21 protein-coding genes and 1 tRNA gene are annotated in these 21,873 nt (G+C 71.7%); 16 read left to right on the top strand and 6 right to left on the bottom strand.

The window, feature by feature from the left end; translation table 11 throughout:
- Positions 1–167 precede the first annotated feature (167 nt).
- A complete protein-coding gene (gene speB / locus AB0F13_RS11145; protein WP_362078659.1) occupies positions 168–1,139 on the bottom strand; it encodes an agmatinase in 972 nt (323 codons plus the stop codon).
- A gap of 187 nt (positions 1,140–1,326) precedes the next feature.
- Here speB and AB0F13_RS11140 point away from each other — a divergent pair, with 187 nt between their 5' ends.
- Positions 1,327–2,109, top strand: a complete 783-nt coding sequence (locus AB0F13_RS11140; protein WP_362078656.1) for a phosphatase — start codon at positions 1,327–1,329, stop codon at positions 2,107–2,109.
- Between the two features lie 85 nt (positions 2,110–2,194).
- On the opposite strand, the gene AB0F13_RS11135 is transcribed toward AB0F13_RS11140, so the two are convergent.
- From AB0F13_RS11135 to AB0F13_RS11120, 4 genes are all read right to left on the bottom strand, one after another.
- Positions 2,195–2,437, bottom strand: a complete 243-nt coding sequence (locus tag AB0F13_RS11135; protein ID WP_362078653.1) for a hypothetical protein — start codon at positions 2,435–2,437, stop codon at positions 2,195–2,197.
- Positions 2,438–2,492: 55 nt separating this feature from the next.
- The gene (locus AB0F13_RS11130) at positions 2,493–3,377 is read right to left on the bottom strand and encodes an acyl-CoA thioesterase II (RefSeq protein ID WP_362078650.1); all 885 of its coding nucleotides are present in this window, start codon (positions 3,375–3,377) and stop codon (positions 2,493–2,495) included.
- A 79-nt stretch (positions 3,378–3,456) separates the two neighbouring features.
- Positions 3,457–3,798, bottom strand: coding sequence for an acyl-CoA dehydrogenase family protein (locus tag AB0F13_RS11125; protein WP_362078647.1), 342 nt, complete (start codon positions 3,796–3,798; stop codon positions 3,457–3,459).
- 125 nt (positions 3,799–3,923) lie between these two features.
- A complete protein-coding gene (locus tag AB0F13_RS11120; protein WP_362078644.1) occupies positions 3,924–4,538 on the bottom strand; it encodes a TetR/AcrR family transcriptional regulator in 615 nt (204 codons plus the stop codon).
- An 89-nt stretch (positions 4,539–4,627) separates the two neighbouring features.
- Here AB0F13_RS11120 and AB0F13_RS11115 point away from each other — a divergent pair, with 89 nt between their 5' ends.
- The 6 genes from AB0F13_RS11115 to glmS all read left to right on the top strand — a co-directional run bounded on the left by AB0F13_RS11115 (position 4,628) and on the right by glmS (position 12,828).
- Entirely contained in the window at positions 4,628–6,259 is a 1,632-nt protein-coding gene (locus AB0F13_RS11115) for a carboxyl transferase domain-containing protein (RefSeq protein ID WP_362078641.1), read from the top strand.
- A gap of 8 nt (positions 6,260–6,267) precedes the next feature.
- Positions 6,268–8,373, top strand: a complete 2,106-nt coding sequence (locus AB0F13_RS11110) for a biotin carboxylase N-terminal domain-containing protein (RefSeq protein ID WP_362078638.1) — start codon at positions 6,268–6,270, stop codon at positions 8,371–8,373.
- Entirely contained in the window at positions 8,370–9,308 is a 939-nt protein-coding gene (locus AB0F13_RS11105; RefSeq protein ID WP_362078636.1) for a hydroxymethylglutaryl-CoA lyase, read from the top strand. Before AB0F13_RS11110 ends, AB0F13_RS11105 begins: the two co-directional genes overlap by 4 nt.
- Positions 9,309–9,317: 9 nt before the next feature.
- Entirely contained in the window at positions 9,318–10,478 is a 1,161-nt protein-coding gene (locus AB0F13_RS11100) for an acyl-CoA dehydrogenase family protein (RefSeq protein ID WP_362078849.1), read from the top strand.
- Positions 10,479–10,638: 160 nt separating this feature from the next.
- Entirely contained in the window at positions 10,639–10,914 is a 276-nt protein-coding gene (locus AB0F13_RS11095; protein WP_190111646.1) for a hypothetical protein, read from the top strand.
- Between the two features lie 99 nt (positions 10,915–11,013).
- Positions 11,014–12,828 (top strand): glutamine--fructose-6-phosphate transaminase (isomerizing), encoded by a 1,815-nt coding sequence (glmS, locus tag AB0F13_RS11090; RefSeq protein ID WP_362078633.1) that lies wholly within the window; start codon positions 11,014–11,016, stop codon positions 12,826–12,828.
- Positions 12,829–13,211: 383 nt separating this feature from the next.
- Here glmS and AB0F13_RS11085 read toward each other — a convergent pair whose 3' ends face one another.
- Positions 13,212–13,733, bottom strand: coding sequence for a universal stress protein (locus tag AB0F13_RS11085; RefSeq protein ID WP_071965807.1), 522 nt, complete (start codon positions 13,731–13,733; stop codon positions 13,212–13,214).
- Between the two features lie 335 nt (positions 13,734–14,068).
- Between AB0F13_RS11085 and AB0F13_RS11080 the strand changes: the two genes are divergently transcribed.
- The 9 genes from AB0F13_RS11080 (at position 14,069) to AB0F13_RS11040 (ending at position 21,870) form a co-directional block, all read left to right on the top strand.
- Positions 14,069–14,401 (top strand): hypothetical protein, encoded by a 333-nt coding sequence (locus AB0F13_RS11080; RefSeq protein WP_362078629.1) that lies wholly within the window; start codon positions 14,069–14,071, stop codon positions 14,399–14,401.
- A 368-nt stretch (positions 14,402–14,769) separates the two neighbouring features.
- Positions 14,770–16,098 carry a helix-turn-helix domain-containing protein gene (locus AB0F13_RS11075; protein WP_362078626.1) on the top strand — a complete coding sequence of 443 codons (1,329 nt, stop codon included), beginning with the start codon at positions 14,770–14,772 and terminating at the stop codon, positions 16,096–16,098.
- Between the two features lie 5 nt (positions 16,099–16,103).
- Positions 16,104–16,712: an oligoribonuclease gene (gene orn, locus AB0F13_RS11070; RefSeq protein WP_362078623.1), complete on the top strand. Its 609-nt coding sequence runs from the start codon at positions 16,104–16,106 to the stop codon at positions 16,710–16,712.
- 98 nt (positions 16,713–16,810) lie between these two features.
- Positions 16,811–16,883, top strand: a tRNA-His gene (locus tag AB0F13_RS11065).
- A 147-nt stretch (positions 16,884–17,030) separates the two neighbouring features.
- Entirely contained in the window at positions 17,031–17,237 is a 207-nt protein-coding gene (locus AB0F13_RS11060) for a cold-shock protein (protein ID WP_362078620.1), read from the top strand.
- Positions 17,234–18,571 (top strand): extracellular solute-binding protein, encoded by a 1,338-nt coding sequence (locus AB0F13_RS11055; protein WP_362078617.1) that lies wholly within the window; start codon positions 17,234–17,236, stop codon positions 18,569–18,571. Before AB0F13_RS11060 ends, AB0F13_RS11055 begins: the two co-directional genes overlap by 4 nt.
- The gene (locus tag AB0F13_RS11050; RefSeq protein ID WP_362078614.1) at positions 18,568–19,557 is read left to right on the top strand and encodes a sugar ABC transporter permease; all 990 of its coding nucleotides are present in this window, start codon (positions 18,568–18,570) and stop codon (positions 19,555–19,557) included. Before AB0F13_RS11055 ends, AB0F13_RS11050 begins: the two co-directional genes overlap by 4 nt.
- Positions 19,558–19,566: 9 nt before the next feature.
- On the top strand, positions 19,567–20,433 hold the full coding sequence (locus AB0F13_RS11045; protein ID WP_362078611.1) for a carbohydrate ABC transporter permease: 867 nt from the start codon (positions 19,567–19,569) through the stop codon (positions 20,431–20,433).
- 36 nt (positions 20,434–20,469) lie between these two features.
- On the top strand, positions 20,470–21,870 hold the full coding sequence (locus AB0F13_RS11040; RefSeq protein WP_362078608.1) for a GH1 family beta-glucosidase: 1,401 nt from the start codon (positions 20,470–20,472) through the stop codon (positions 21,868–21,870).
- Positions 21,871–21,873 lie beyond the last annotated feature (3 nt).

Here is a 21,873-nt window from a genome sequence, read left to right as displayed (position 1 = left end):
TCCCGCTGCCCCGCTCCCCTGTCTGACGGAAGGCCCCAACGCTTTGCTGTACGAATTTCATCCCATCGCAAGAAAAATGCCTGGCCGGGCGGTCACAGGCAGGGCAACGTCGAGCCCGTCCGGCGTTTGAGGACCGGGGTCCGGGGCGCGGAGCCCCGGTTACGGCCTCAGCCGCGCGAGGCGGCGATCTGCCGGGACATGATCGTCGTCAGCTCGTACGCCGCGTGGGACGCCGCCACCGACGTGATCTCGGCGTGGTCGTAGGCCGGGGCGACCTCGACCAGGTCCGCGGAGACCAGGTTGCAGGAGGACAGCCCGCGGATGATCTCCAGCAGCTCGCGGGAGGTCAGGCCGCCCGCCTCGGGCGTACCGGTGCCGGGGGCGTGGGCCGGGTCCAGGACGTCGATGTCGATGGAGATGTACAGCGGGCGGTCGCCGACGCGCTGGCGCAGCTGGTCGGCGATCTCGTCGACGCCGCGCCGCATGACGTCGGCGGAGGTGACGATGCCGAAGCCCATCTTCTCGTCGTCGGTGAGGTCCTTCTTGCCGTACAGCGGGCCGCGCGTGCCCACGTGCGACAGCGCCTCGGTGTCGAGGATGCCCTCCTCGACGGCCCGGCGGAACGGCGTGCCGTGGGTGTACTCGGCGCCGAAGTAGGTGTCCCAGGTGTCCAGGTGCGCGTCGAAGTGCAGCAGGGCGACGGGGCCGTGCTTCTTGGCCACCGAGCGCAGCAGCGGCAGCGCGATGGTGTGGTCGCCGCCCAGGGTCATCATGCGGGCGCCGGTGCCCAGCAGGTCGTCGGCCGCGGCCTCGATGGTCTCGACGGCCTCGTCGATGTTGAACGGGTTCGCGGCGATGTCACCGGCGTCCGCGACCTGCGCGAGCGCGAAGGGCGAGGCGTCCTGGGCCGGGTTGTACGGGCGCAGCAGGCGGGAGGCCTCGCGGATGGCGTTGCCGCCGAAGCGGGCGCCGGGGCGGTAGGAGACGCCGCTGTCGAAGGGCACGCCGACGACGGCGACGTCGGTGGTGCCGACCTCGTCGAGGCGGGGCAGCCGGGCGAAGGTCGCGGGGCCCGCGTAGCGGGGGATGCGGGAGGAGTCGACGGGGCCGCGCGGTTCACGGGGGGCGGGGGTGCTCATGCTTGAGGCCTCTCGGATCACGGACGGGGCGCCGACGGGTCACGGTCACGTCAACGCCGGAGCAGCGGCGATGGACGTACCCGAGGGTAGGCAGGGAGGCGGATTCCGCACATGTACGGAACTGAAGGGTCCGGCCTCGCCATATGGACATGGCGTCCATCGCGCGCTCCAGGGGGAGAATGAGCCCATGCCGATAGCACCCAGCCGTACCGAACTGATCGATCACCTCGTGCGTACGCGTATCGCGGGCCTCGTCGCCACTCCCCGCGAGAACAACCTCGACCACTACCGAAGGCTGGCGCAGGGCGACCGGCTGTACTGGTTCGGCCTGGAGCTCGGCGACCGCTGGAGGGACGAGCAGGACGTCCTGGCCGTCATGGCGGAGCGCTGCGGCGTCAGCGACGACCTCGCCCACCGCGCGGGCCAGGACACGATCGACCCGGAGCTGACGGTGGCCGCGCTGGAGCGGATGTCGGCGTTCCTGCGCAAGGCGGCGGAGGGCGGGCACCGGGTGCTGTTCGCCACCGGGCACCCGGGCGGGCTGCTCGACGTGCACCGGGCGACGGCGGCCGCGCTGCGGGCGGCGGGATGCGAGATCGTCTCGATCCCCGGCGGGCTGCGGGCGGACGACGGCTCGGTGTACCAGGTCGCCGACGTGGCGGTGTACGAGCGTGGTGCGACGCTGTGGCACACGCACTCCCCGGCCCCGATGGCCGCGATCCTCGACGGCCTGCGTCACGAGGGCAGTCCGCTGCCGGACCTGGTGGTCGCCGACCACGGTTGGGCGGGCTGTGCGGCGCAGCAGGGCATCGACACGGTGGGCTACGCCGACTGCAACGACCCGGCGCTCTTCCTCGCCGAGGCGGAGGGCACGCTGCAGGTGGCGGTGCCGCTGGACGACCACGTCCTGGACCCGCGCTTCTACGAGCCGATGACGGCGTATTTGCTGGATGCGGCGGGGCTGCTGTAACCGGGGCTCCGCCCCGGATCGAGGACCGGGGCCCGGGGCGGAGCCCCGGTTGCGGGAAGAGGCGGGGAGGGGAAGACCACAGGTCCTAGCCTCCGTGCCGCAGCCGGCCGTTCCAGCCCCGCACCGCCAGCCACGAGCCGCCGTACAGCGCGGCGGCCTCGAAGACCCGCAGGGCGAGCCCCGACATCAGCCGAGAGGTGCCGGTCAGCTCGACCACCTCGGCGTGCCAGAAGAACGCGAGGACGATGCCGAGGAGGATGACGGCGCCGCCCCCCACGATCAGCATGCCTCTGAACGCCATCCCCATCGGCGCCGGCGTAGTCGTCATGTTGCCCCTCCCCTATGACTTCTGACGGTCAATCACAAGGGTAACGGCCCCGGGATCACCGCGGCACGCGAACGACTCCCTCCTGGATCACCGACACCGCAAGCTGTCCGTCGGCGGTGAAGATCCGCCCCCGGGCGAGCCCCCGGCCGCCCTGGGCGGTGGGGCTCTCCTGGTCGTAGAGCAGCCATTCGTCGGCCCGGAAGGGGCGGTGGAACCACATGGCGTGGTCCAGACTCGCGCCGACGACGTCGCCGACGGCCCAGCCGCCGCGCCCGTGGGCGAGCAGGACGGAGTCCAGGAGCGTCATGTCGGAGACGTAGGTGGCCAGGCAGATGTGCAGCAGCGGGTCGTCGGCCAGTTTGCCGTTGGTGCGGAACCACACCTGCGACCTGGGCTCGCGCGGCTCGCCCACGCTGGCGAACGGCGGCTCGTCCACGTACCGCAGGTCGACCGCGCCGCGCGCCTCCAGGATCCGTTCGACCACGGCGGGGCCGCCGAGGCGGTCGGCGTGGCGGGACAGCATCTCGGCGGGGGTGGGGAGGGTGAGCGGGTCCGGTGCGGGCGGCATCGGCTCCTGGTGCTCCAGCCCCTCCTCGTGCTCCTGGAAGGAGGCGGAGAGGTGGAAGACGGGCTGTCCGTGCTGGACGGCGACCACCCGCCGGGTGGTGAAGGAGCGTCCGTCGCGGATGCGGTCGACGGTGTAGACGATGGGCACCTCGGGGTCGCCGGGGCGCAGGAAGTAGGAGTGCAGGGAGTGGGCGGGCCGGTCGCCGGGGACCGTGCGCCCCGCGGCGACCAGAGCCTGAGCGGCCACCTGTCCGCCGAAGACGCGCGGCACGAGGGTGGGGCGGCCGGTGGTGCCGCGGAAGATGTCCTTCTCGATCGGTTCGAGGTCGAGCAGACCGAGGAGGTCGTCCAGGGGGGTAAGGGGCTCGCTCATTGGCCGATGGTCCTTACACGGTGGTGGGTGGCGCGAGGGTGGGGGCGCCATGAGGGGCGGTGGCCTGCAGGCCCGTGACTCACAGGCCCATCGACTTGGCGGTGATCGAGCGCATGACCTCGCTCGTACCGCCGTAGATGCGGCTGACCCCGGTGTCGGCGTACAGGCGTGAAACGCCGGCGCGGGCGCACTCCTCGGTGATGACGGCCTGGAACTTGAACGTGCTCTGCCCGGCGCCGCCGTACTCCTCGGGGACCTCGATGCCGAAGACGCCGAGCGCGCCGAGCTTCCTGTAGAAGTCGCGCGGCGCCGATCCGGCCTCGCGCCCCTGCTCGTAGAAGGGCACGACCTCGGCGGCGACGAAGCCGCGGATCGTGTCCCGGAAGGCTTCGTGGTCCTCGTGGAAGACGGTACGGCGCATGGCTTCCCTCCCGGCTGCATAAGCGCTTGCTCAGCGAAGTTACCGGCCGGTCATCGCGGCTGTCCAGATCCTGCCGGCTCCCTCCCGGCGGCCGGACGGCACCCGCCGCACGGGCCCGGTCCGGCTCAGTCCGACAGGGCGCCCAGTGCCCCCAGGGCGAGGCGGCGCAGCAGGGCGGCGGTGGCCGCACGGCTGGGGAGCGCGCCGGGCCGGCCGAGGTGAGGAGTGGAGTTGAGCAGTCCGAAGACGGCGTGGACGGCGGTGCGGGCCTCGGCCTCGGCGGCGCCCGGGTGCAGCTTGCGCACGACGTCGACCCACAGCTCCACGTACTGGCGCTGCAGGGAGCGCACCAGCTTGCGGTCGCTGTCGCGGAGCTGGCCGAGCTCACGGTCGTGCAGGGTGATGAGCGCGCGGTCGTCGAGGGCGAAGTCGATGTGCCCGTCGATGAGCGAGTCGAGCACGGCGGCCGGGCCGGCGCCCGCCTCGCAGGCCGCGGCGACGCGCTTCCGGCCGCCCGCGAAGAGCCGCCCGCTGATGCCCACCAGCAGCTCGGCGAGCATCGCATCCTTGCCCGCGAAGTGGCGGTAGAGGCCGGGCCCGCTGATACCGACCGCGGCCCCTATCTCGTCCACCCCGACGCCGTGGAAACCGCGCTCGGCGAAGAGGCGGGCGGCCTCCTGGAGGATCTGCTCGCGGCGGGTGGGCGGAGCGGTGCGGGGACTGCCGGCTGCGTCTTTCACGAAGGTAATTCTAGACAGGGCCGTTAGTGGTCGTTAACCTGAAGCCACACGTGTTAACGCTCATTAACCGAGCAAGGGAGCTCGAGTCCATGCAGCAGGCACCGGTGCTGGGGAGCGCCGCAGATCCGGCGTCCGACGCCTGGCGGGCGAACGAGGCCGCGCATCGCGAGCTGGTCTCGGGGCTGCGCCGCAAGCTCGCCGCGGCACGGCTGGGCGGGGGCGAGAGGGCCCGCGCGCGGCACACCGCCCGCGGGAAGCTGCTGCCGCGGGAGCGGGTGGACGCCCTGCTGGATGCCGGCTCACCCTTCCTGGAGATCGCGCCGCTGGCCGCCGAGGGGATGTACGGCGGGGCGGCGCCGGCCGCGGGTGTGATCGCCGGCATCGGCCGGGTGTCCGGCCGCGAGACGGTGATCGTCGCCAATGACGCCACGGTCAAGGGCGGCACGTACTACCCGATGACCGTCAAGAAGCACCTGCGCGCCCAGGAGATCGCCCTGGAGAACCGGCTTCCCTGCCTGTATCTCGTCGACTCCGGCGGCGCCTTCCTGCCCCTGCAGGACGAGGTCTTCCCCGACCGCGAGCACTTCGGCCGGATCTTCTACAACCAGGCCCGCATGTCCGGCGCCGGGATCCCGCAGATCGCGGCCGTGCTCGGCTCCTGCACGGCCGGCGGCGCGTACGTCCCGGCGATGAGCGACGAGGCCGTGATCGTGCGCGACCAGGGCACGATCTTCCTGGGCGGCCCGCCGCTGGTGAAGGCCGCCACGGGCGAGGTCGTCACGGCGGAGGAGCTGGGCGGCGGCGAGGTCCACTCGAAGGTCTCGGGCGTCACCGACCACCTCGCCGAGGACGACGCCCACGCCCTGCGGATCGTACGGACCATCGTCTCCACGCTGCCCGCGCGCGGCGGCCTGCCCTGGTCCGTGGAGCCGGTCGAGGAGCCCGCGGCCGACCCGGCGGGGCTCTACGGCGCGGTCCCGGTGGACTCGCGGACCCCGTACGACGTGCGCGAGGTCATCGCCCGGATCACCGACGGGTCGCGGTTCGCCGAGTTCAAGGCCGAGTTCGGGCAGACGCTGGTGACCGGCTTCGCCCGCATCCACGGCCACCCGGTGGGCATCGTCGCCAACAACGGCATCCTCTTCTCCGAATCCGCCCAGAAGGGCGCCCACTTCATCGAGCTGTGCGACCAGCGCGGCATCCCCCTGCTCTTCCTGCAGAACATCTCCGGCTTCATGGTCGGCCGGCAGTACGAGGCGGGCGGCATCGCCAAGCACGGCGCGAAGATGGTCACGGCCGTCGCCTGCGCCCGCGTGCCGAAGCTGACCGTGGTGATAGGCGGCTCCTACGGCGCGGGCAACTACTCCATGTGCGGCCGCGCCTATTCCCCGCGCTTCCTGTGGATGTGGCCCAACGCGAAGATCTCGGTGATGGGCGGCGAGCAGGCGGCCTCGGTCCTCGCGACCGTCAAGCGCGACCAGCTGGAGGCGCGCGGCGAGCAGTGGAGCGCGGAGGACGAGGCCGCCTTCCGGGCCCCCGTCCGCGAGCAGTACGAGACCCAGGGCAACGCCTATTACGCGACCGCCCGGCTGTGGGACGACGGAGTCATCGACCCCCTGGAGACCCGGCAGGTGCTGGGTCTGGCGCTGACGGCCTGTGCCAACGCCCCGCTGCCCCAGAAGGACAGTGCGGCGCCCGGCTACGGCGTCTTCCGGATGTGAGGCGGAGCATGTTCGACACTGTCCTTGTCGCCAACCGAGGCGAGATCGCCGTACGGGTCATCCGTACGCTGCGGGAGCTCGGGGTCCGCTCCGTCGCCGTGTTCAGCGACGCGGACGCGGACGCCCGGCACGTCCGCGAGGCCGACACCGCGGTCCGCATCGGACCGGCCGCGGCCGCGGAGAGCTATCTGTCCATAGAACGGCTGCTGGCCGCGGCAGCCCGCTCCGGCGCGCAGGCCGTCCACCCCGGCTACGGCTTCCTCGCGGAGAACGCGGCCTTCGCACGCGCCTGCGCGGACGCCGGGCTGGCCTTCATCGGCCCGCCCGCGGGGGCCATCGAGCTGATGGGTGACAAGATCCGCGCCAAGGAGACGGTCCGGGCGGCCGGCGTGCCGGTGGTACCGGGCTCCTCCGGCAGCGGCCTGAGCGACGCGCAGCTCGCCGCCTCGGCACGGGAGATCGGCATGCCCGTGCTGCTGAAGCCCTCCGCGGGCGGCGGCGGCAAGGGCATGCGGCTCGTGCGCGACGAGGCGGTGCTCGGCGAGGAGATCGCCGCCGCGCGGCGCGAGGCGCGGGGCTCCTTCGGTGACGACACGCTCCTCGTCGAGCGCTGGGTCGACCGCCCCCGCCACATCGAGATCCAGGTGCTGGCCGACGCCCATGGCAACGTCATCCACCTCGGTGAGCGCGAGTGCTCGCTGCAGCGCCGCCACCAGAAGATCATCGAAGAGGCGCCGAGCGTCCTGCTGGACGCGGCGACACGGGCCGCGATGGGCGAGGCCGCGGTCCAGGCCGCCCGCTCGTGCGGCTACACCGGCGCGGGCACGGTGGAGTTCATCGTGCCGGGCGAGGACCCCGCCTCGTACTTCTTCATGGAGATGAACACCCGCCTCCAGGTGGAGCACCCGGTGACCGAGCTCGTCACCGGACTGGACCTGGTGGAGTGGCAGCTGCGGGTCGCCGCCGGCGAGCGGCTGGGCATCGGGCAGGAGCACATCGCCCTGACCGGGCACGCCGTGGAGGCGCGGATCTGCGCGGAGACGGCCCGGGTGAGCGGCGAGCGCGTCGACTTCCTGCCGTCGGCGGGCACGGTGCTCGCGCTGGGCGAGCCGGCGGGCGACGGCGTCCGCGTGGACTCCGGCCTGGCACCGGGCAGCGAGGTGGGGACGTCCTACGACCCGATGCTCGCCAAGGTCATCGCCCACGGCCCGGACCGGGCGACCGCGCTGCGCCGCCTGCGGGCCGCGCTGGCGGAGACGGCCGTGCTGGGCGTGGATACGAACGCGGGCTTCCTGCGGCGCCTGCTGGCGCACCCGGACGTGGTGTCCGGGTCGCTGGACACGGGTCTGGTGGACCGCGACGCCGCCTCGCTCGTGCCGCTCGACGTGCCGGACGAGGTGTACGTGGCGGCCGCGCTGCTGCGGCAGACGGAGCTCCTGCCCCCCGCCCCCGGCGAGGGACGGGCTCCTCGCCCACCGGCCTGGGTGGACCCCTTCTCGGTGCCCACGGGCTGGCGCCTGGGCGGCGAGCCCGCCTGGACGGCTCACCACTTCCGGGTGCCGGGCCACGCCCCGGTGGCGGTCCGCGTCCGCGGCCTCGCCTCCGGCGCGGAGATCGTGCTGGACGGCGCGCAGCCGCCGGAGCCGGCGGGCCCGTCGCCGGCGGAAGGGGCCGGGCCCGCCGGCGGACGCCGCTGCGCGCGGACCGTCGCCCTGGCCACCGGGACCCTCACCATCGAGCTCGGCGGCCTGACCCATACCTTCACCCACGCCCCCGGCCCGCACGGCGTCTGGATCGGCCGCGACGGTGACGCCTGGCACCTGCAGGACCACGACCCCGTCGGCGCGGCCCTGCTCGGCGCCTCCGCGGCCGCGGGCGTGAACACCCTCACCGCTCCCATGCCCGGCACCGTCACCGTCGTCAAGGCCGCCGTCGGGGACGAGGTCGCCGCCGGCCAGAGCCTCCTGGTCGTCGAGGCGATGAAAATGGAGCACGTCATCTCCGCCCCCCACGCCGGCACCGTCAGCGAGCTCGACGTGACCGCCGGCAGCACGGTCGCCATGGACCAGGTCCTGGCCGTGGTCATCCCCGCCGCGCCCCTGGAGGAGTCATGACCGGTCCACTGCCCATGGCCGTGCCGGACCCCTCGCTCCCGGACCGGGTCCGCATCCACGAGGTGGGCCCCCGGGACGGCCTCCAGAACGAGAAGACGGTCGTGCCGGTCGAGGTGAAGGCGGAGTTCATCCGCCGCCTCGCCGACGCGGGCCTGTCCACCGTCGAGGCGACGAGCTTCGTACGCCCCGAGTGGGTGCCGCAGCTGGCCGACGCCGAGCAGCTGCTGCCGCTGCTGGACGGCGTCGGTGCCCGCCTGCCCGTGCTCGTGCCGAACCGGCGCGGTCTCGACCGTGCCCTGGCCCTCGGCGCCCGCGACATCGCCGTCTTCGGCAGCGTCACGGAGTCCTTCGCCAAGGCCAACCTCAACCGCACGGTCGACGAGTCGCTGGAGATGTTCGCCCCTGTCGTGGCGACGGCGCGGGAGGCCGGCGTCCGCGTGCGCGGCTATCTGTCCATGTGCTTCGGCGACCCGTGGGAAGGCCCCGTCCCCATCGAGCGGACGGTCCGCGTCAGCCGCCGCCTGCTCGACCTGGGCTGCGACGAACTGAGCCTGGGCGACACCATCGGCGTCGCCACCCCCGGCCATGTCACGGCGCTGCTGAGCGCGCTGGACGAGGCCGGGGTCCCGGCCGGGCGGCTGGCCGTGCACTTCCACGACACCTACGGCCAGGCCCTCGCCAACACCCTCGCCGCGCTGCGGCACGGCGTGAGCACCGTCGACGCCTCCGCCGGCGGCCTGGGCGGCTGCCCGTACGCGAAGAGCGCCACCGGCAACCTCGCCACCGAAGACCTCGTATGGATGCTCGACGGCCTCGGCATCACCACCGGGGTCGATCTCGGCCGTCTCACCGCCACCAGCGTCTGGATGGCCGGCCACCTGGGCCGACCCAGCCCGTCCCGCACCGTTCGCGCCCTCTCCCACCAGGAGCCCTGAGCCATGTCGCTGGACCACCGCCTCTCCCCCGAGCACGAGGAACTCCGCCGCACCGTGGAGGAGTTCGCACACGACGTGGTCGCCCCCAAGATCGGCGACTTCTACGAGCGTCACGAGTTCCCGTACGAGATCGTGCGCGAGATGGGCCGCATGGGGCTGTTCGGGCTGCCGTTCCCCGAGGAGTACGGCGGCATGGGCGGGGACTACCTCGCCCTGGGCCTCGCCCTCGAAGAGCTCGCCCGCGTGGACTCCTCCGTGGCGATCACCCTGGAGGCGGGGGTCTCGCTGGGCGCGATGCCCATCCACCGCTTCGGCACGGAGGAGCAGAAGCGCGAGTGGCTGCCGAAGCTGTGCTCCGGCGAGATGCTGGGCGCCTTCGGCCTGACGGAGCCCGACGGCGGCTCCGACGCGGGCGCCACCCGCACCACGGCCCGCCTGGACGAGGCCACGGACGAATGGGTGATCAACGGCACCAAGTGCTTCATCACCAACTCCGGCACGAACATCACGGGCCTGGTCACCGTCACCGCCGTCACCGGCCACAAGGAGGACGGCAGGCCGCTGATCTCCTCGATCATCGTGCCGTCCGGCACGCCCGGCTTCACGGTCGCGGCCCCCTACTCCAAGGTCGGCTGGAACGCCTCCGACACCCGTGAGCTGTCCTTCTCCGACGTCCGGGTCCCCGCTGCCAACCTGCTCGGCGAGAAGGGACGCGGATACGCCCAGTTCCTGCAGATACTGGACGAGGGCCGGATCGCCATCTCCGCGCTGGCCACCGGCCTGGCCCAGGGCTGTGTCGACGAGTCCGTCTCGTACGCGAGGACCCGCGAGGCCTTCGGCAGGCCGATCGGCGCGAACCAGGCCATCCAGTTCAAGCTCGCCGACATGGAGATGCGGGCGCACACGGCCCGCCTCGCCTGGCGCGACGCGGCCTCCCGGCTGGCGCTCGGCGAGCCGTTCAAGAAGCAGGCGGCCGTGGCCAAGCTCTACTCCTCCGAGATCGCGGTCACCAACGCCCGCGAGGCCACCCAGATCCACGGCGGCTACGGCTTCATGAACGAGTACCCCGTGGCCCGCATGTGGCGCGACTCCAAGATCCTTGAGATCGGCGAGGGCACCAGCGAGGTCCAGCGGATGCTCATCGCCCGCGAGCTGGGCTTCACCGACTGAGCCGACTGAGCCTGCGGGGCCGGTGGGGCCTGCGGGCCGCCGGCGCCACCCTGCGCCGATTCTGGGCGTTCTGCCCGTTTCACATCACATTCGCTGGCCTTCCTGCCCGAAATCGGGCAGGATTCTTGCGAAAGGCACCCGTAGCCCTCAGTATCGACGGGTGCTCGAACGCCGCATGTCTCATGACGACCTGGTCGACCACCTGGTGCGCAGCACGCCGCTACAGCGCGGCGAGGCCGCCCGGGTGGTGCTCGACGTGCTGGCGTACTTCGACGAGACGGCCGAGGAGTTCGTCCGCCGCCGCCACCGCGAGCTTCAGTCCGGCGGGCTGAACAACGCGGAAATCTTCGAGCGGATCGCGGCCGAGCTGCCGCACCGCGCGGTGGCGCCACCTGAGCTTTCACTGCGGCAGCTGCGCCGCATCGTCTACGGCTGACCGCCGGGACGACCAGGCGGGAGAGGCGGCCCGCCCGCCGCCCCACCGCCCCGTCATCGCCATCGGGCACCACTGAACGTCTACCTGGGAGGGTCACCTATGTGTGGAATCGTCGGATACATCGGCAAGCGCGATGTCGCGCCGCTGCTGCTGGAGGGTCTGCAGCGCCTTGAGTACCGCGGCTACGACTCCGCCGGTATCGCCCTGCACGGCAAGACCGGCGGCCTGAAGTCCGCCAAGGCCAAGGGCCGCGTCCGTGAGCTGGAGTCCCGCCTGCCCAAGCGCTTCGCGGGCACCACCGGCATCGCCCACACCCGCTGGGCCACCCACGGCGCGCCCAACGACGTCAACGCCCACCCGCACCTGGACGCCGACGAGAAGGTCGCCGTCGTCCACAACGGCATCATCGACAACGCCTCCGAGCTGCGCGCCAAGCTGATCGCCGACGGTTTCGTGTTCGTCTCCGACACCGACACCGAGGTCCTCGCCCACCTCATCGCCCGTTCCGAGGCCGGGACGCTGGAGGAGAAGGTCCGCGAGGCCGTCCGCCACATCGAGGGCACGTACGGCATCGCCGTGCTGCACGCCGACTTCCCGGACCGCATCGTCGTCGCCCGCAACGGCTCCCCCGTGGTCCTGGGCATAGGCGAGAAGGAGATGCTCGTCTCCTCCGACGTCGCCGCCCTGGTCAGCCACACCCGTCAGATCGTCACCCTCGACGACGGCGAGATGGCCACCCTCAAGGCCGACGACTACCGCACGTACACCACCGAGGGCTCCACCACCTCCGCCCAGCCGACCACCGTGGAGTGGGAGGCCGAGTCCTACGACATGGGCGGCCACGACACGTACATGCACAAGGAGATCCACGAGCAGGCCGACGCGGTGGACCGCGCCCTGCGCGGCCGGATCGACGACCGCTTCTCCACCGTGCACCTGGGCGGCCTGAACCTGGACGCCCGTGACGCGCGCGCCGTGCGCCGCGTGAAGATCCTCGGCTGCGGCACCTCGTACCACGCCGGCCAGATCGGCGCGCAGATGATCGAGGAGCTGGCGCGAATCCCCGCCGACGCCGAGCCTGCCTCCGAGTTCCGCTACCGCAACCCGGTCGTGGACCCCGACACCCTCTACATCGCGGTGTCCCAGTCCGGTGAGACCTACGACGTGCTCGCCGCCGTCCAGGAGCTCAAGCGCAAGGGCGCCCGGGTGCTCGGCCTGGTCAACGTGGTCGGTTCGGCGATCGCCCGCGAGACCGACGGCGGCATCTACGTCCACGCCGGCCCCGAGGTCTGCGTCGTCTCCACCAAGTGCTTCACCAACATGGTGGTCTCCTTCGGCCTCCTCGCGCTGCACCTGGGCCGCACCCGCGACCTGTCCGTCGCCGACGGCAAGCGGATCATCGCGGGCCTGCGCAAGCTGCCCGCGCAGATCTCCGAGATCCTCGCCAACGAGGCCGAGATCGAGAAGCTGGCCGCGGAGTACGCCGACGCCAAGTCGATGATGTTCATCGGCCGCGTCCGGGGCTACCCCGTCGCCCGCGAGGCCTCGCTCAAGCTCAAGGAGGTCTCGTACATCCACGCCGAGGCCTACCCGGCGTCCGAGCTCAAGCACGGCCCGCTGGCGCTGATCGAGCCCGCGATGCCGACGGTCGCGATCGTCCCGGACGACGACCTGCTGGAGAAGAACCGCGCCGCGCTCGAGGAGATCAAGGCCCGCAGCGGCCGCATCCTCGCCGTCGCGCACCAGGAGCAGGAGAAGGCCGACCACACGATCATCGTGCCGAAGAACGAGGACGAGCTGGACCCGATCCTGATGGGCATCCCGCTGCAGCTCCTCGCCTACTACACGGCGAAGGCCATGGGCCGCGACATCGACAAGCCGCGCAACCTGGCGAAGTCCGTCACGGTCGAGTAAGACCCGGGAAGCTCAAGGAAGCGGCCTGTCCCCGCAACCATCAATTGAGCAACCCCAGCGGCGACAAGCCATCTCCGCGAGAGCGGCGGCGGCTTAGCCGCGAAAAGGGGACGGTCCTCCCCGCGCGTGCCACCACGCGCGCGGGGAGGACCGCCTCCCCTGTGCCGGCGTCGCCCTCGCGCCGGCGGTGATGCCACCGGTCCCGGGAACCGTCACCTCCCGTCCGGCAGCACGACAGCGTCGTGTGCCGGAGTCCTACCCGTGCCCGGGGCGCCATCCACCTCTACGCGTGAGTAGATTTCGCGGACCGTCAAGCCGCCTTTCGGCTTCATCCGCCTTACGGTGCGAGCGAGTTGACACCGGGCGGGAAACGCGGAACCGCTCTACGGGATGACGACCACCGGTCGCTGCGCCCGCCGCGCCAGCCGCCCCGCCACCGATCCGAAGATCCGGCCGACCAGGCCGTGCGTGGAGCCGACGACGATCGCGTCGGCGGCGTACTCGCGGCCGACCTCTTCGAGCTCATGGCAGATGTCCCCGCCGCGCTCCACCAGAATCCACGGCACTTCGGACAGATAGTCCGCGCAGGCCAGCTCCAGCCCCAGCACCTCGGTGCGGTGATCGGGTACATCCACGAAGACCGGCGGTTCACAGCCCGCCCAGACGGTCGTCGGCAGCCGGTTGGCCACATGGACGATGATCAGCCCCGAGCCCGAGCGCCGGGCCATCCCGATTGCATACGCAAGCGCTCGTTCGCTCGACATCGAGCCGTCGAAGCCCACCACGACGCCGTGCTGGAACGCCGGATCGCAGGAATGACGTGTTTCTTCCGCCGCTTCGGGATGCGCTGTCTGATCGGCGATCCGCTTGCGGTCCGCGGGTTCGGAGAATTCGTGACCGGCCATCGGTGTCTCGGCGAAGGAGGCCTCTTGTCGAGGGGAACGGCGGTGGACTGGTTGGAGTTGTCGAGGGCTGAGCCCACCGATGGATCAAGGGCGGCGAAATCCGTCCGGGATTCATCTTTTCAAGGGCTTACCCTCCAGGGTACGGCGACACTCGCTGCCTGCCCAGAGGCTGCCCGGCAGGGCGCGAACCCCGTGGGCGTTCACCGGAGCATGCACGAGCGCGGCGCGTAGCGCAATGGCCCCGGCTCGGGTCCCCGCCGGCCGCTCCCCCAGTGACCCCTGCCCCCGGCGCGCCGTTGTATTACCGCCAGCAGCCGCCAGCAGGGAGCCGTTCCGTGCCCGGAACCCGTGATTACGCCCGCGAGGACGCCACCGAGGGGGAGTCCCCCGATCCGGTGAGCGATGTGGTCCGCTGGGCGGCGTTCAGCTGCGCCCTGGTACCGGTCGTGCTGCTGATGTGCGGTCAGTCCTTCGGCGGCGCGGCCGGCACCGCGGCCGGTCTGGTGGCCCTCACCTGTGCCTGCCACGCCCTGCTGCGGCAGTCCGCGCGCACCGCCGCCAGGGTCTCCGCCGAGCAGTCGGTCCCGCACCGCGGACGGCACGGCCGGACGGGCGGCGGAAGCCACCGCGGCTCCCGTCATCCGGGCTCCGGTAGCCCCCTGGACTGACCCCCTCGCACGCCTGGACCCGTAGGTTTTCAGCCAAGTTCAGGCCGAAGTTCATCCCTTGGCCACAGCCGCCCCCAACAGCCGGTCGACCAGCAAGGAAAGCCCCGTGGAGGGCGGTTGCCGCCTACGGACAGTGGGCATGGGCGAGAGGCGTACTTTCCACCGGAGCCTGCAAGTGCAACGCTTCGTGATCGAACGCTTCGCGCCAAGTTGTCATGTCGACTTAGAGGCGGGTGGTGAACTGGTCACCGCGTCTCCAAGTGACGCAGTAGATTCGATCTTGGCCATGACCGGCGGGGGAACCGTTCAGGACCGAGGGGAAACGTGCAGGACCGAGAGGACTCGACCGCCGAGGGGGGCTTAGCGCCATGAGCCAGGACTCCACGACCGTACCGGAGGCCGCGCGCAAGCTCTCCGGACGCCGCCGCCGGGAGATCGTCGCCGTACTTCTTTTCAGCGGCGGCCCGATTTTCGAAAGCTCCATTCCGCTCTCCGTGTTCGGCATCGACCGACAGGATGCCGGAGTCCCCCGCTACCGATTGCTGGTGTGCGCGGGCGAAGATGTGCCATTGCGAACAACCGGCGGCCTGGAATTGACCGCACCGTACGGCCTGGAGGCGCTCTCCAGGGCTGGCACCGTCGTCGTACCGGCCTGGCGGTCGATCACACAGCCGCCACCGGCCGCCGCGCTCGACGCGCTGCGCCGGGCCCATGAGGAGGGCGCCCGCATCGTCGGGCTGTGCACCGGGGCCTTCGTACTGGCCGCCGCGGGACTGCTCGACGGCAGGCCCGCCACCACCCACTGGATGTACGCGCCCACGCTCGCCAAGCGCTATCCGTCGGTCCACGTGGACCCGCGGGAGCTCTTCGTGGACGACGGCGACGTACTGACCTCCGCGGGCACCGCGGCAGGCATCGACCTGTGCCTGCACATCGTCCGCACCGATCACGGCGCCGACGCCGCGGGGGCCCTGGCCCGCCGCCTCGTCGTACCGCCGCGCCGCAGCGGCGGGCAGGAGCGCTATCTCGACAGGTCTTTACCGGAGGAGATCGGCGCCGACCCGCTCGCCGAGGTCGTCGCCTGGGCGCTGGAGCACCTCCACGAACAGTTCGACGTGGAGACGCTGGCCGCCCGCGCCTATATGAGCCGCCGCACCTTCGACCGGCGGTTCCGCTCGCTCACCGGGAGCGCCCCGCTGCAGTGGCTGATCACTCAGCGGGTGCTCCAGGCGCAGCGGCTCCTGGAGACCTCGGACTACTCCGTGGACGAGGTCGCCGGGCGCTGCGGCTTCCGCTCTCCGGTGGCCCTGCGGGGTCACTTCCGGCGGCAGCTGGGGTCCTCCCCCGCCGCCTACCGGGCCGCCTACCGGGCGCGCCGGCCGCAGAGCGGCCCGGTCGACCGGCCGGAGCGGGGCGAGCGGGCGGAGCGCGGGGACCGGTTCGACCGGCCGGACCCCGTCGAGTCCCGGTCCGGCGAGTCGCTGATGGCGATGCGGCGCACCGCCATGGCCCCGGCGCACGCGGTGACGGGCGCACCCTTGGGTGGCCCATCCCCGCATGGTGGACATAGCGGGCATATCGGCCATGCGCCGGGGCATGGCGGCGGACCCGGGATGAACCCTGCGGACCAGGGCAAACCGGATTCCGACCTCTACGCCCCACGCCTGCCCGGGCAGCGGGAACGCCCCGTAGGGTGAGACGTATGAACGATCGCATGGTGTGGATCGACTGCGAGATGACCGGGCTCTCGCTGTCGGCCGACGCGCTCATCGAGGTGGCCGCCCTGGTCACCGACTCTGAGCTGAACATCCTCGGGGACGGCGTGGACATCGTCATCCGCCCGCCCGCCGAGGCCCTCACCACCATGCCCGAGGTGGTGCGCCAGATGCACACGGCCTCCGGGCTGCTCACGGAGCTGGACGGCGGGACCACGCTCGAGGAAGCGGAGCGACAGGTCCTGGCGTACATCCGCGAGCATGTCCCGGAGCCGGGCAAGGCCCCGCTGTGCGGAAACTCGGTCGGCACCGACCGCGGTTTCCTCCTGCGGGACATGCCCGCCCTGGAGAGCCACCTGCACTACCGGATCGTGGACGTGTCCTCGGTGAAGGAGCTGGCCCGCCGCTGGTTCCCGCGCGCCTACTTCAGCAGCCCCAAGAAGACCGGCAATCACCGGGCGCTGTCCGACATCCGGGAGTCGATCGCCGAGCTCCGCTACTACCGCGAGGCGATCTTCGTGCCGCAGCCCGGCCCGGACTCCGACACGGCGAAGGCCATCGCGGCCAAACACGTACTGCCTGCTCAGACAGTGTGACCCAGCTCGCTCCCGGCTCGACCTGAAGCTGGGAGCGAGCACCCCCGAAGACCCTGTACACTTTTTCTCGGCCGGTGGGAAACACGCCGGACGACATGGTGGGTATAGCTCAGCTGGCAGAGCACCTGGTTGTGGTCCAGGATGTCGCGGGTTCAAGTCCCGTTACTCACCCTGAAAAACAAGATCCCGATCCGCGCAAGCGGGTCGGGATCTTGTCGTTTTGTAGCCCTCAGGAGTGACGCACGGCGCGTACGGGGGAAGTTCACCCCGAGTCCGGGCAATGCTGAGGTGTCGGCACCGGACGAAGGGTCATGACCGATGGCAACAGGCAAAGTGAAGTGGTTCAACGCCGACAAGGGGTTCGGCTTCATCCAGCAGGACGACGGAGGCCCGGACGTGTTCGTCCACTTCTCCGCCATCCAGAGCTCTGGCTTCAAGGAGCTGCGCGAGGACGACAGAGTCTCCTACGACGTCACCCAGGGACCGAAGGGACCACAGGCCGAAAACGTCGTCGTCGAGAGGTGACCCCGGCCTGGTCGAGCGGTCCCTACCGGCGCCGGGCCCTGCTGCTCGTGGCCGCCGCCGCGCTCGTCCTCGGCGTCAGCCTCCTCGACGGCTGCGCCAAGGACGACGGGGGCGCCGGCGGGGACCGTCCCGGCGCCGCCGGGCGGACCACGGTCACCATCGGCACCTTCGGCGTCTTCGGCTACAAACAGGCGGGGCTGTACGCGGAGTACGAGCGGCTCCACCCGGGCGTCACCGTCAAGGAAAGCGTGATCGAGCGCAACGACGCGTACTACCCCCAGCTCCTCACCCACCTCGCGGCGGGCAGCGGACTCGCCGACATCCAGGCCATGGAGGTCGGCAACATCCACGAGGTGGCGGCCGCCCGGGGCGACCTGTTCGAGGACCTGGCCAGGGCGAAGGGCGTGCGCAGGAGCGACTGGCTGCCGTGGAAGTGGGCGCAGGCCACGACCCGCGACGGCCGCACCATCGGCCTGGGCACGGACATCGGCCCGATCGCGGTCTGCTATCGCAAGGACCTCTTCCAGCGGGCGGGGCTGCCCACGGACCGGGAGGCGGTCGGCCGGCTGTGGGCCGGTGACTGGCAGCAGTACATCGACGCCGGCACGGCGTACACGCGGCGGGCCCCGGCCGGCACGGTCTTCACCGACTCGGCGGCCGGGATCTACAACGCCGCCGTCCACGCCTACGCAGAGCGCTACTACGACAGCCGGGGCAGGCCGGTCTACGCCGACAGCCCGGCGGTCAAGGCCTCCTGGGACCTGGCCATGCAGGCCGTCCGGGGCGGGCTGACCGCGCGGCTCAAGCAGTTCGAGAAGCCCTGGGACCAGGCGTACGCCAACGGCCGCTTCGCCACCGTCGCCTGCCCGCCCTGGATGCTCGGCTACATCAAGGAGAAGTCGGGCGCCGCTGGCAAGGACAAGTGGGACGTGGCCGCCGCCCCCCGGCCCGCCAACTGGGGCGGGTCCTTCATCGGCGTCCCGAAGGCGGCCCGGCACAAGGCCGCGGCGATCGAGCTCGCCGTCTGGCTGACCGCGCCCGCCCAGCAGGCCAAGCTCTTCGAGCGGCAGGCCGGCGTCCCCTCCACCCCGGCCTCGTACGCCATGCCGCAGGTCAAGGACGCCCGCAGTCCCTACTTCGGCGGCGCCCCCATCGGGGCGATCTATACGGCGGCGGCCAGGGGCATCCCCACGCTGGTCTTCGGCCCGATGGAGGCGCAGATGGGGACGGCGTTCACCGACGTCGGCATTGCCCAGGTCGAACAACAGGGCAAGCCGGCCGGCGCGGGCTGGAGGGCGGCGCAGAAGGAGATCGAGAACGCGGTGGACGAATGACCGCCACGACCACGGTGGTGGAGGGCTCCCCGGCCGGCGGTGCCGAGGAGCGCCGGAGCGGGCGGGCCGGCCCGGGTCCCTGGCGCAGCCGTCTGTACCGCTGGGACCTGCGCTACAGCCCCTACGCGTTCGTCGCGCCGTTCTTTGCGTTCTTCGCCGCATTCGGGCTCTTCCCCCTCCTCTATACCGGCTGGGCATCCCTGCACCGCGTGGAGCTGACGGCACCGGACCGCATGGAGTGGGCCGGCCTGCACAACTACGCCCGGCTGCTGGGCAACGACTTCTTCTGGAACGCCCTGCGCAACACCTTCACCATCGGCGTCCTGTCCACCGTGCCGCAGCTGCTGATGGCGCTGGGCCTGGCCCATCTGCTCCACTACCGGCTGCGCGCCGCCACCTTCTGGCGGGTGGCCCTGCTGACCCCCTATGCCACCTCGGTCGCCGCGGCCACGCTCGTCTTCGTCCTGCTCTACGGGCGGGACTACGGCATGGTGAACTGGGCGCTGGGCGCGCTGGGCATCGGCCCGGTGGACTGGCAGAGCGGCACGTGGTCCTCGCAGTTCGCCGTCTCCTCGATCGTGATCTGGCGGTGGACGGGCTACAACGCGCTGATCTATCTGGCCGCCATGCAGGCGGTCCGCGACGAGCTGTACGAATCGGCGGCGCTGGACGGCGCATCCCGCCGGCAGCAGTTCCGGCACATCACCGTGCCCGCGCTGCGGCCGACGATCCTCTTCACGGTCGTCGTCTCGACGATCGGGGCGACCCAGCTCTTCGGCGAGCCCCTGCTCTTCGGCGGGGCCGGCGGGCAGAAGGGCGGCGCCTCGCACCAGTTCCAGACGCTCGGTCTCTACCTGTACGAGCAGGGCTGGTTCAACTTCCACCTCGGGCGCGCCTGTGCCGTCGCGTGGACGATGTTCGTGATCCTGCTGCTGATCGCCGCCGTGAACGCGCTGATCGCGCGGCGCCTGCGGAAGGACCGGTGAGGGAGCGCCGTGACATCCGGCAGCCCCAAGGCCCCGGCCGTGACGCGCCGCGCGGGGCGGCAGCTGCACGCCGGGCCCGTCACCTATGGCGTGCTGGCGGTGTTCACCGTCGGCTCGCTGTCCCCCCTCGTGTGGACGGCGGTCGCCGCCTCCGGCGACAGCGCCCGGCTGGCCCGCACTCCGCCGCCCTTCTGGTTCGGCGGCGGGTTGGTGAGAAATCTGGGCTCGGCGTGGAGCGACGCCGGGATGGGCCTGGCGCTGTTCAACACCGCGCTGGTGGCCGGGACCGTCGCGCTCGGCACCGTGCTCTTCTCCACCGTCGCCGGCTTCGCCTTCGCCAAGCTGCGGTTCCGTTTCAAGGGGCCCCTGCTCGCGCTGACCGTCGCCACGATGACGGTCCCGCCGCAGCTGAGCGTCGTCCCCCTCTTCATGGTCGTCGCCCGCCTGGGGTGGACCGACCAACTGCAGTCGGTCGTGCTGCCCACCCTGGTCAGCGCCTTCGGGGTCTTCTTCATGCGGCAGTACCTCGTCGAGGCGCTGCCCACCGAGCTGATCGAGGCGGCCCGCGTCGACGGGGCGAGCAGCTGGCGCGTGGTGCGGCACATCGTCCTGCCCGTGGCCCGGCCCGCCATGGCCGTGCTGGGGATGCTCTCCTTCGTCCAGGCGTGGAACGACTTCTTCTGGCCCGTCATCGCGCTGACGCAGGAGAACCCGACCGTGCAGGTGGCCCTCAACGGGCTCGGCCGGGGTTACGTACCCGATCAGGCCGTGGTGATGGCCGGAGCACTGCTGGGCACCCTGCCGCTGCTGCTCGCCTTCACGCTCTTCGGCAGACAGATCGTCGGCGGCATCATGCGGGGTGCCGTCAAGGGCTGATCCGCGCACGTTCCCCCCTCTCCCCGGAGCGTCCTCATGACCATGGACTTCCCGCCCGGCTTTCTGTGGGGCGCCGCCACCGCCGCGTACCAGGTCGAGGGTGCGGCCCGGGAGGACGGCCGGACCCCGTCCATCTGGGACACGTTCGCCCGCACGCCCGGCCGGGTACTGGGCGGTGACACCGGGGACACGGCCACCGACCACTACCACCGCCGCCACCAGGACGTCGGCCTGATGGCGGAGCTGGGCCTGGGTGCGTACCGCTTCTCCGTCTCCTGGCCGCGCGTGCAGCCCACCGGCCGCGGGCCCGCCTCCCGGCGCGGGCTCGACTTCTACCGGGCGCTGGCCGACGACCTTCTCGCGCACGGCATCGCACCTGTGCTGACGCTGTATCACTGGGACCTCCCTCAGGAGCTGGAGAGCGCGGGCGGCTGGCCCGAGCGCGAGACCGCGTACCGCTTCGCCGACTACGCGCACCTGGTCGGCGAGGCGCTGGGCGACCGCGTCGGGCTGTGGACCACCCTCAACGAACCCTGGTGCAGCGCCTTCCTCGGCTACGCCTCCGGGGTGCACGCGCCCGGCCGCACGGACGACGAGGCCGCCCTGCGGGCCGCCCACCATCTCAACCTGGCGCACGGGCTGGCCGCGCGGGCGCTGCGCGCGGTCCTGCCCGCCGGGGCGCGGCTGACCGTGGCCCTCAACCCCAGTGCGGTGCGGGCCCGTACCCCGTCACCCGGGGACGCGGACGCGTCGCGCCGCATCGACGGCCTGTCCACGCGTATCTTCACCGAACCCATGCTGCGCGGGACGTACCCCGCCGATCTGCTGGCCGACACGGCAGCGATCACCGACTGGTCGTTCGTACGCGACGGCGACACGGACGTCATCAAGCACCCCCTCGACGCGCTGGGCATCAATTACTACGCACCGTCAGTGGTATCAGCCGCCACTGACAATCGCCCCGCGCGCGACGCCGACGGCCACGGCGGCGAGCGCTCGCCCTGGCCGGGCGCCACGGGCGTGGCCTTCCATCAGCCGCCGGGCAAGCGGACCGCCATGGGCTGGGCCGTCGACCCGACCGGCCTCTACGACCTGCTGATGCGCTTCACCCGCGAGGCTCCCGGCCTGCCGCTGATCGTCACCGAGAACGGCGCGGCGTACGACGACAAGCCCGGCGCGGACGGCGCGGTGCACGACCCCGAGCGCATCGCCTACCTGCACGCCCACCTCGGCGCCGTGCTGCGCGCCCTCACCGACGGCGCGGACGTACGCGGCTACTTCCTGTGGTCCCTGCTGGACAACTTCGAGTGGGCGTACGGCTACAGCAAGCGCTTCGGCGCCGTGTACGTCGACTACGCCACCCAGGCCCGCACCCCCAAGTCCAGCGCCCGCTGGTACGCCCGGGTGATCCGGACGGGCCGGCTGTCGCCGTCCTGAGCG

Source organism: Streptomyces sp. NPDC026206, from assembly GCF_040638465.1.
Taxonomy (GTDB): Bacteria; Actinomycetota; Actinomycetes; order Streptomycetales; family Streptomycetaceae; genus Streptomyces.
Note: the sequence above shows the minus strand (reverse complement) of the source record. Positions and strands in the feature narration are given on the sequence as shown.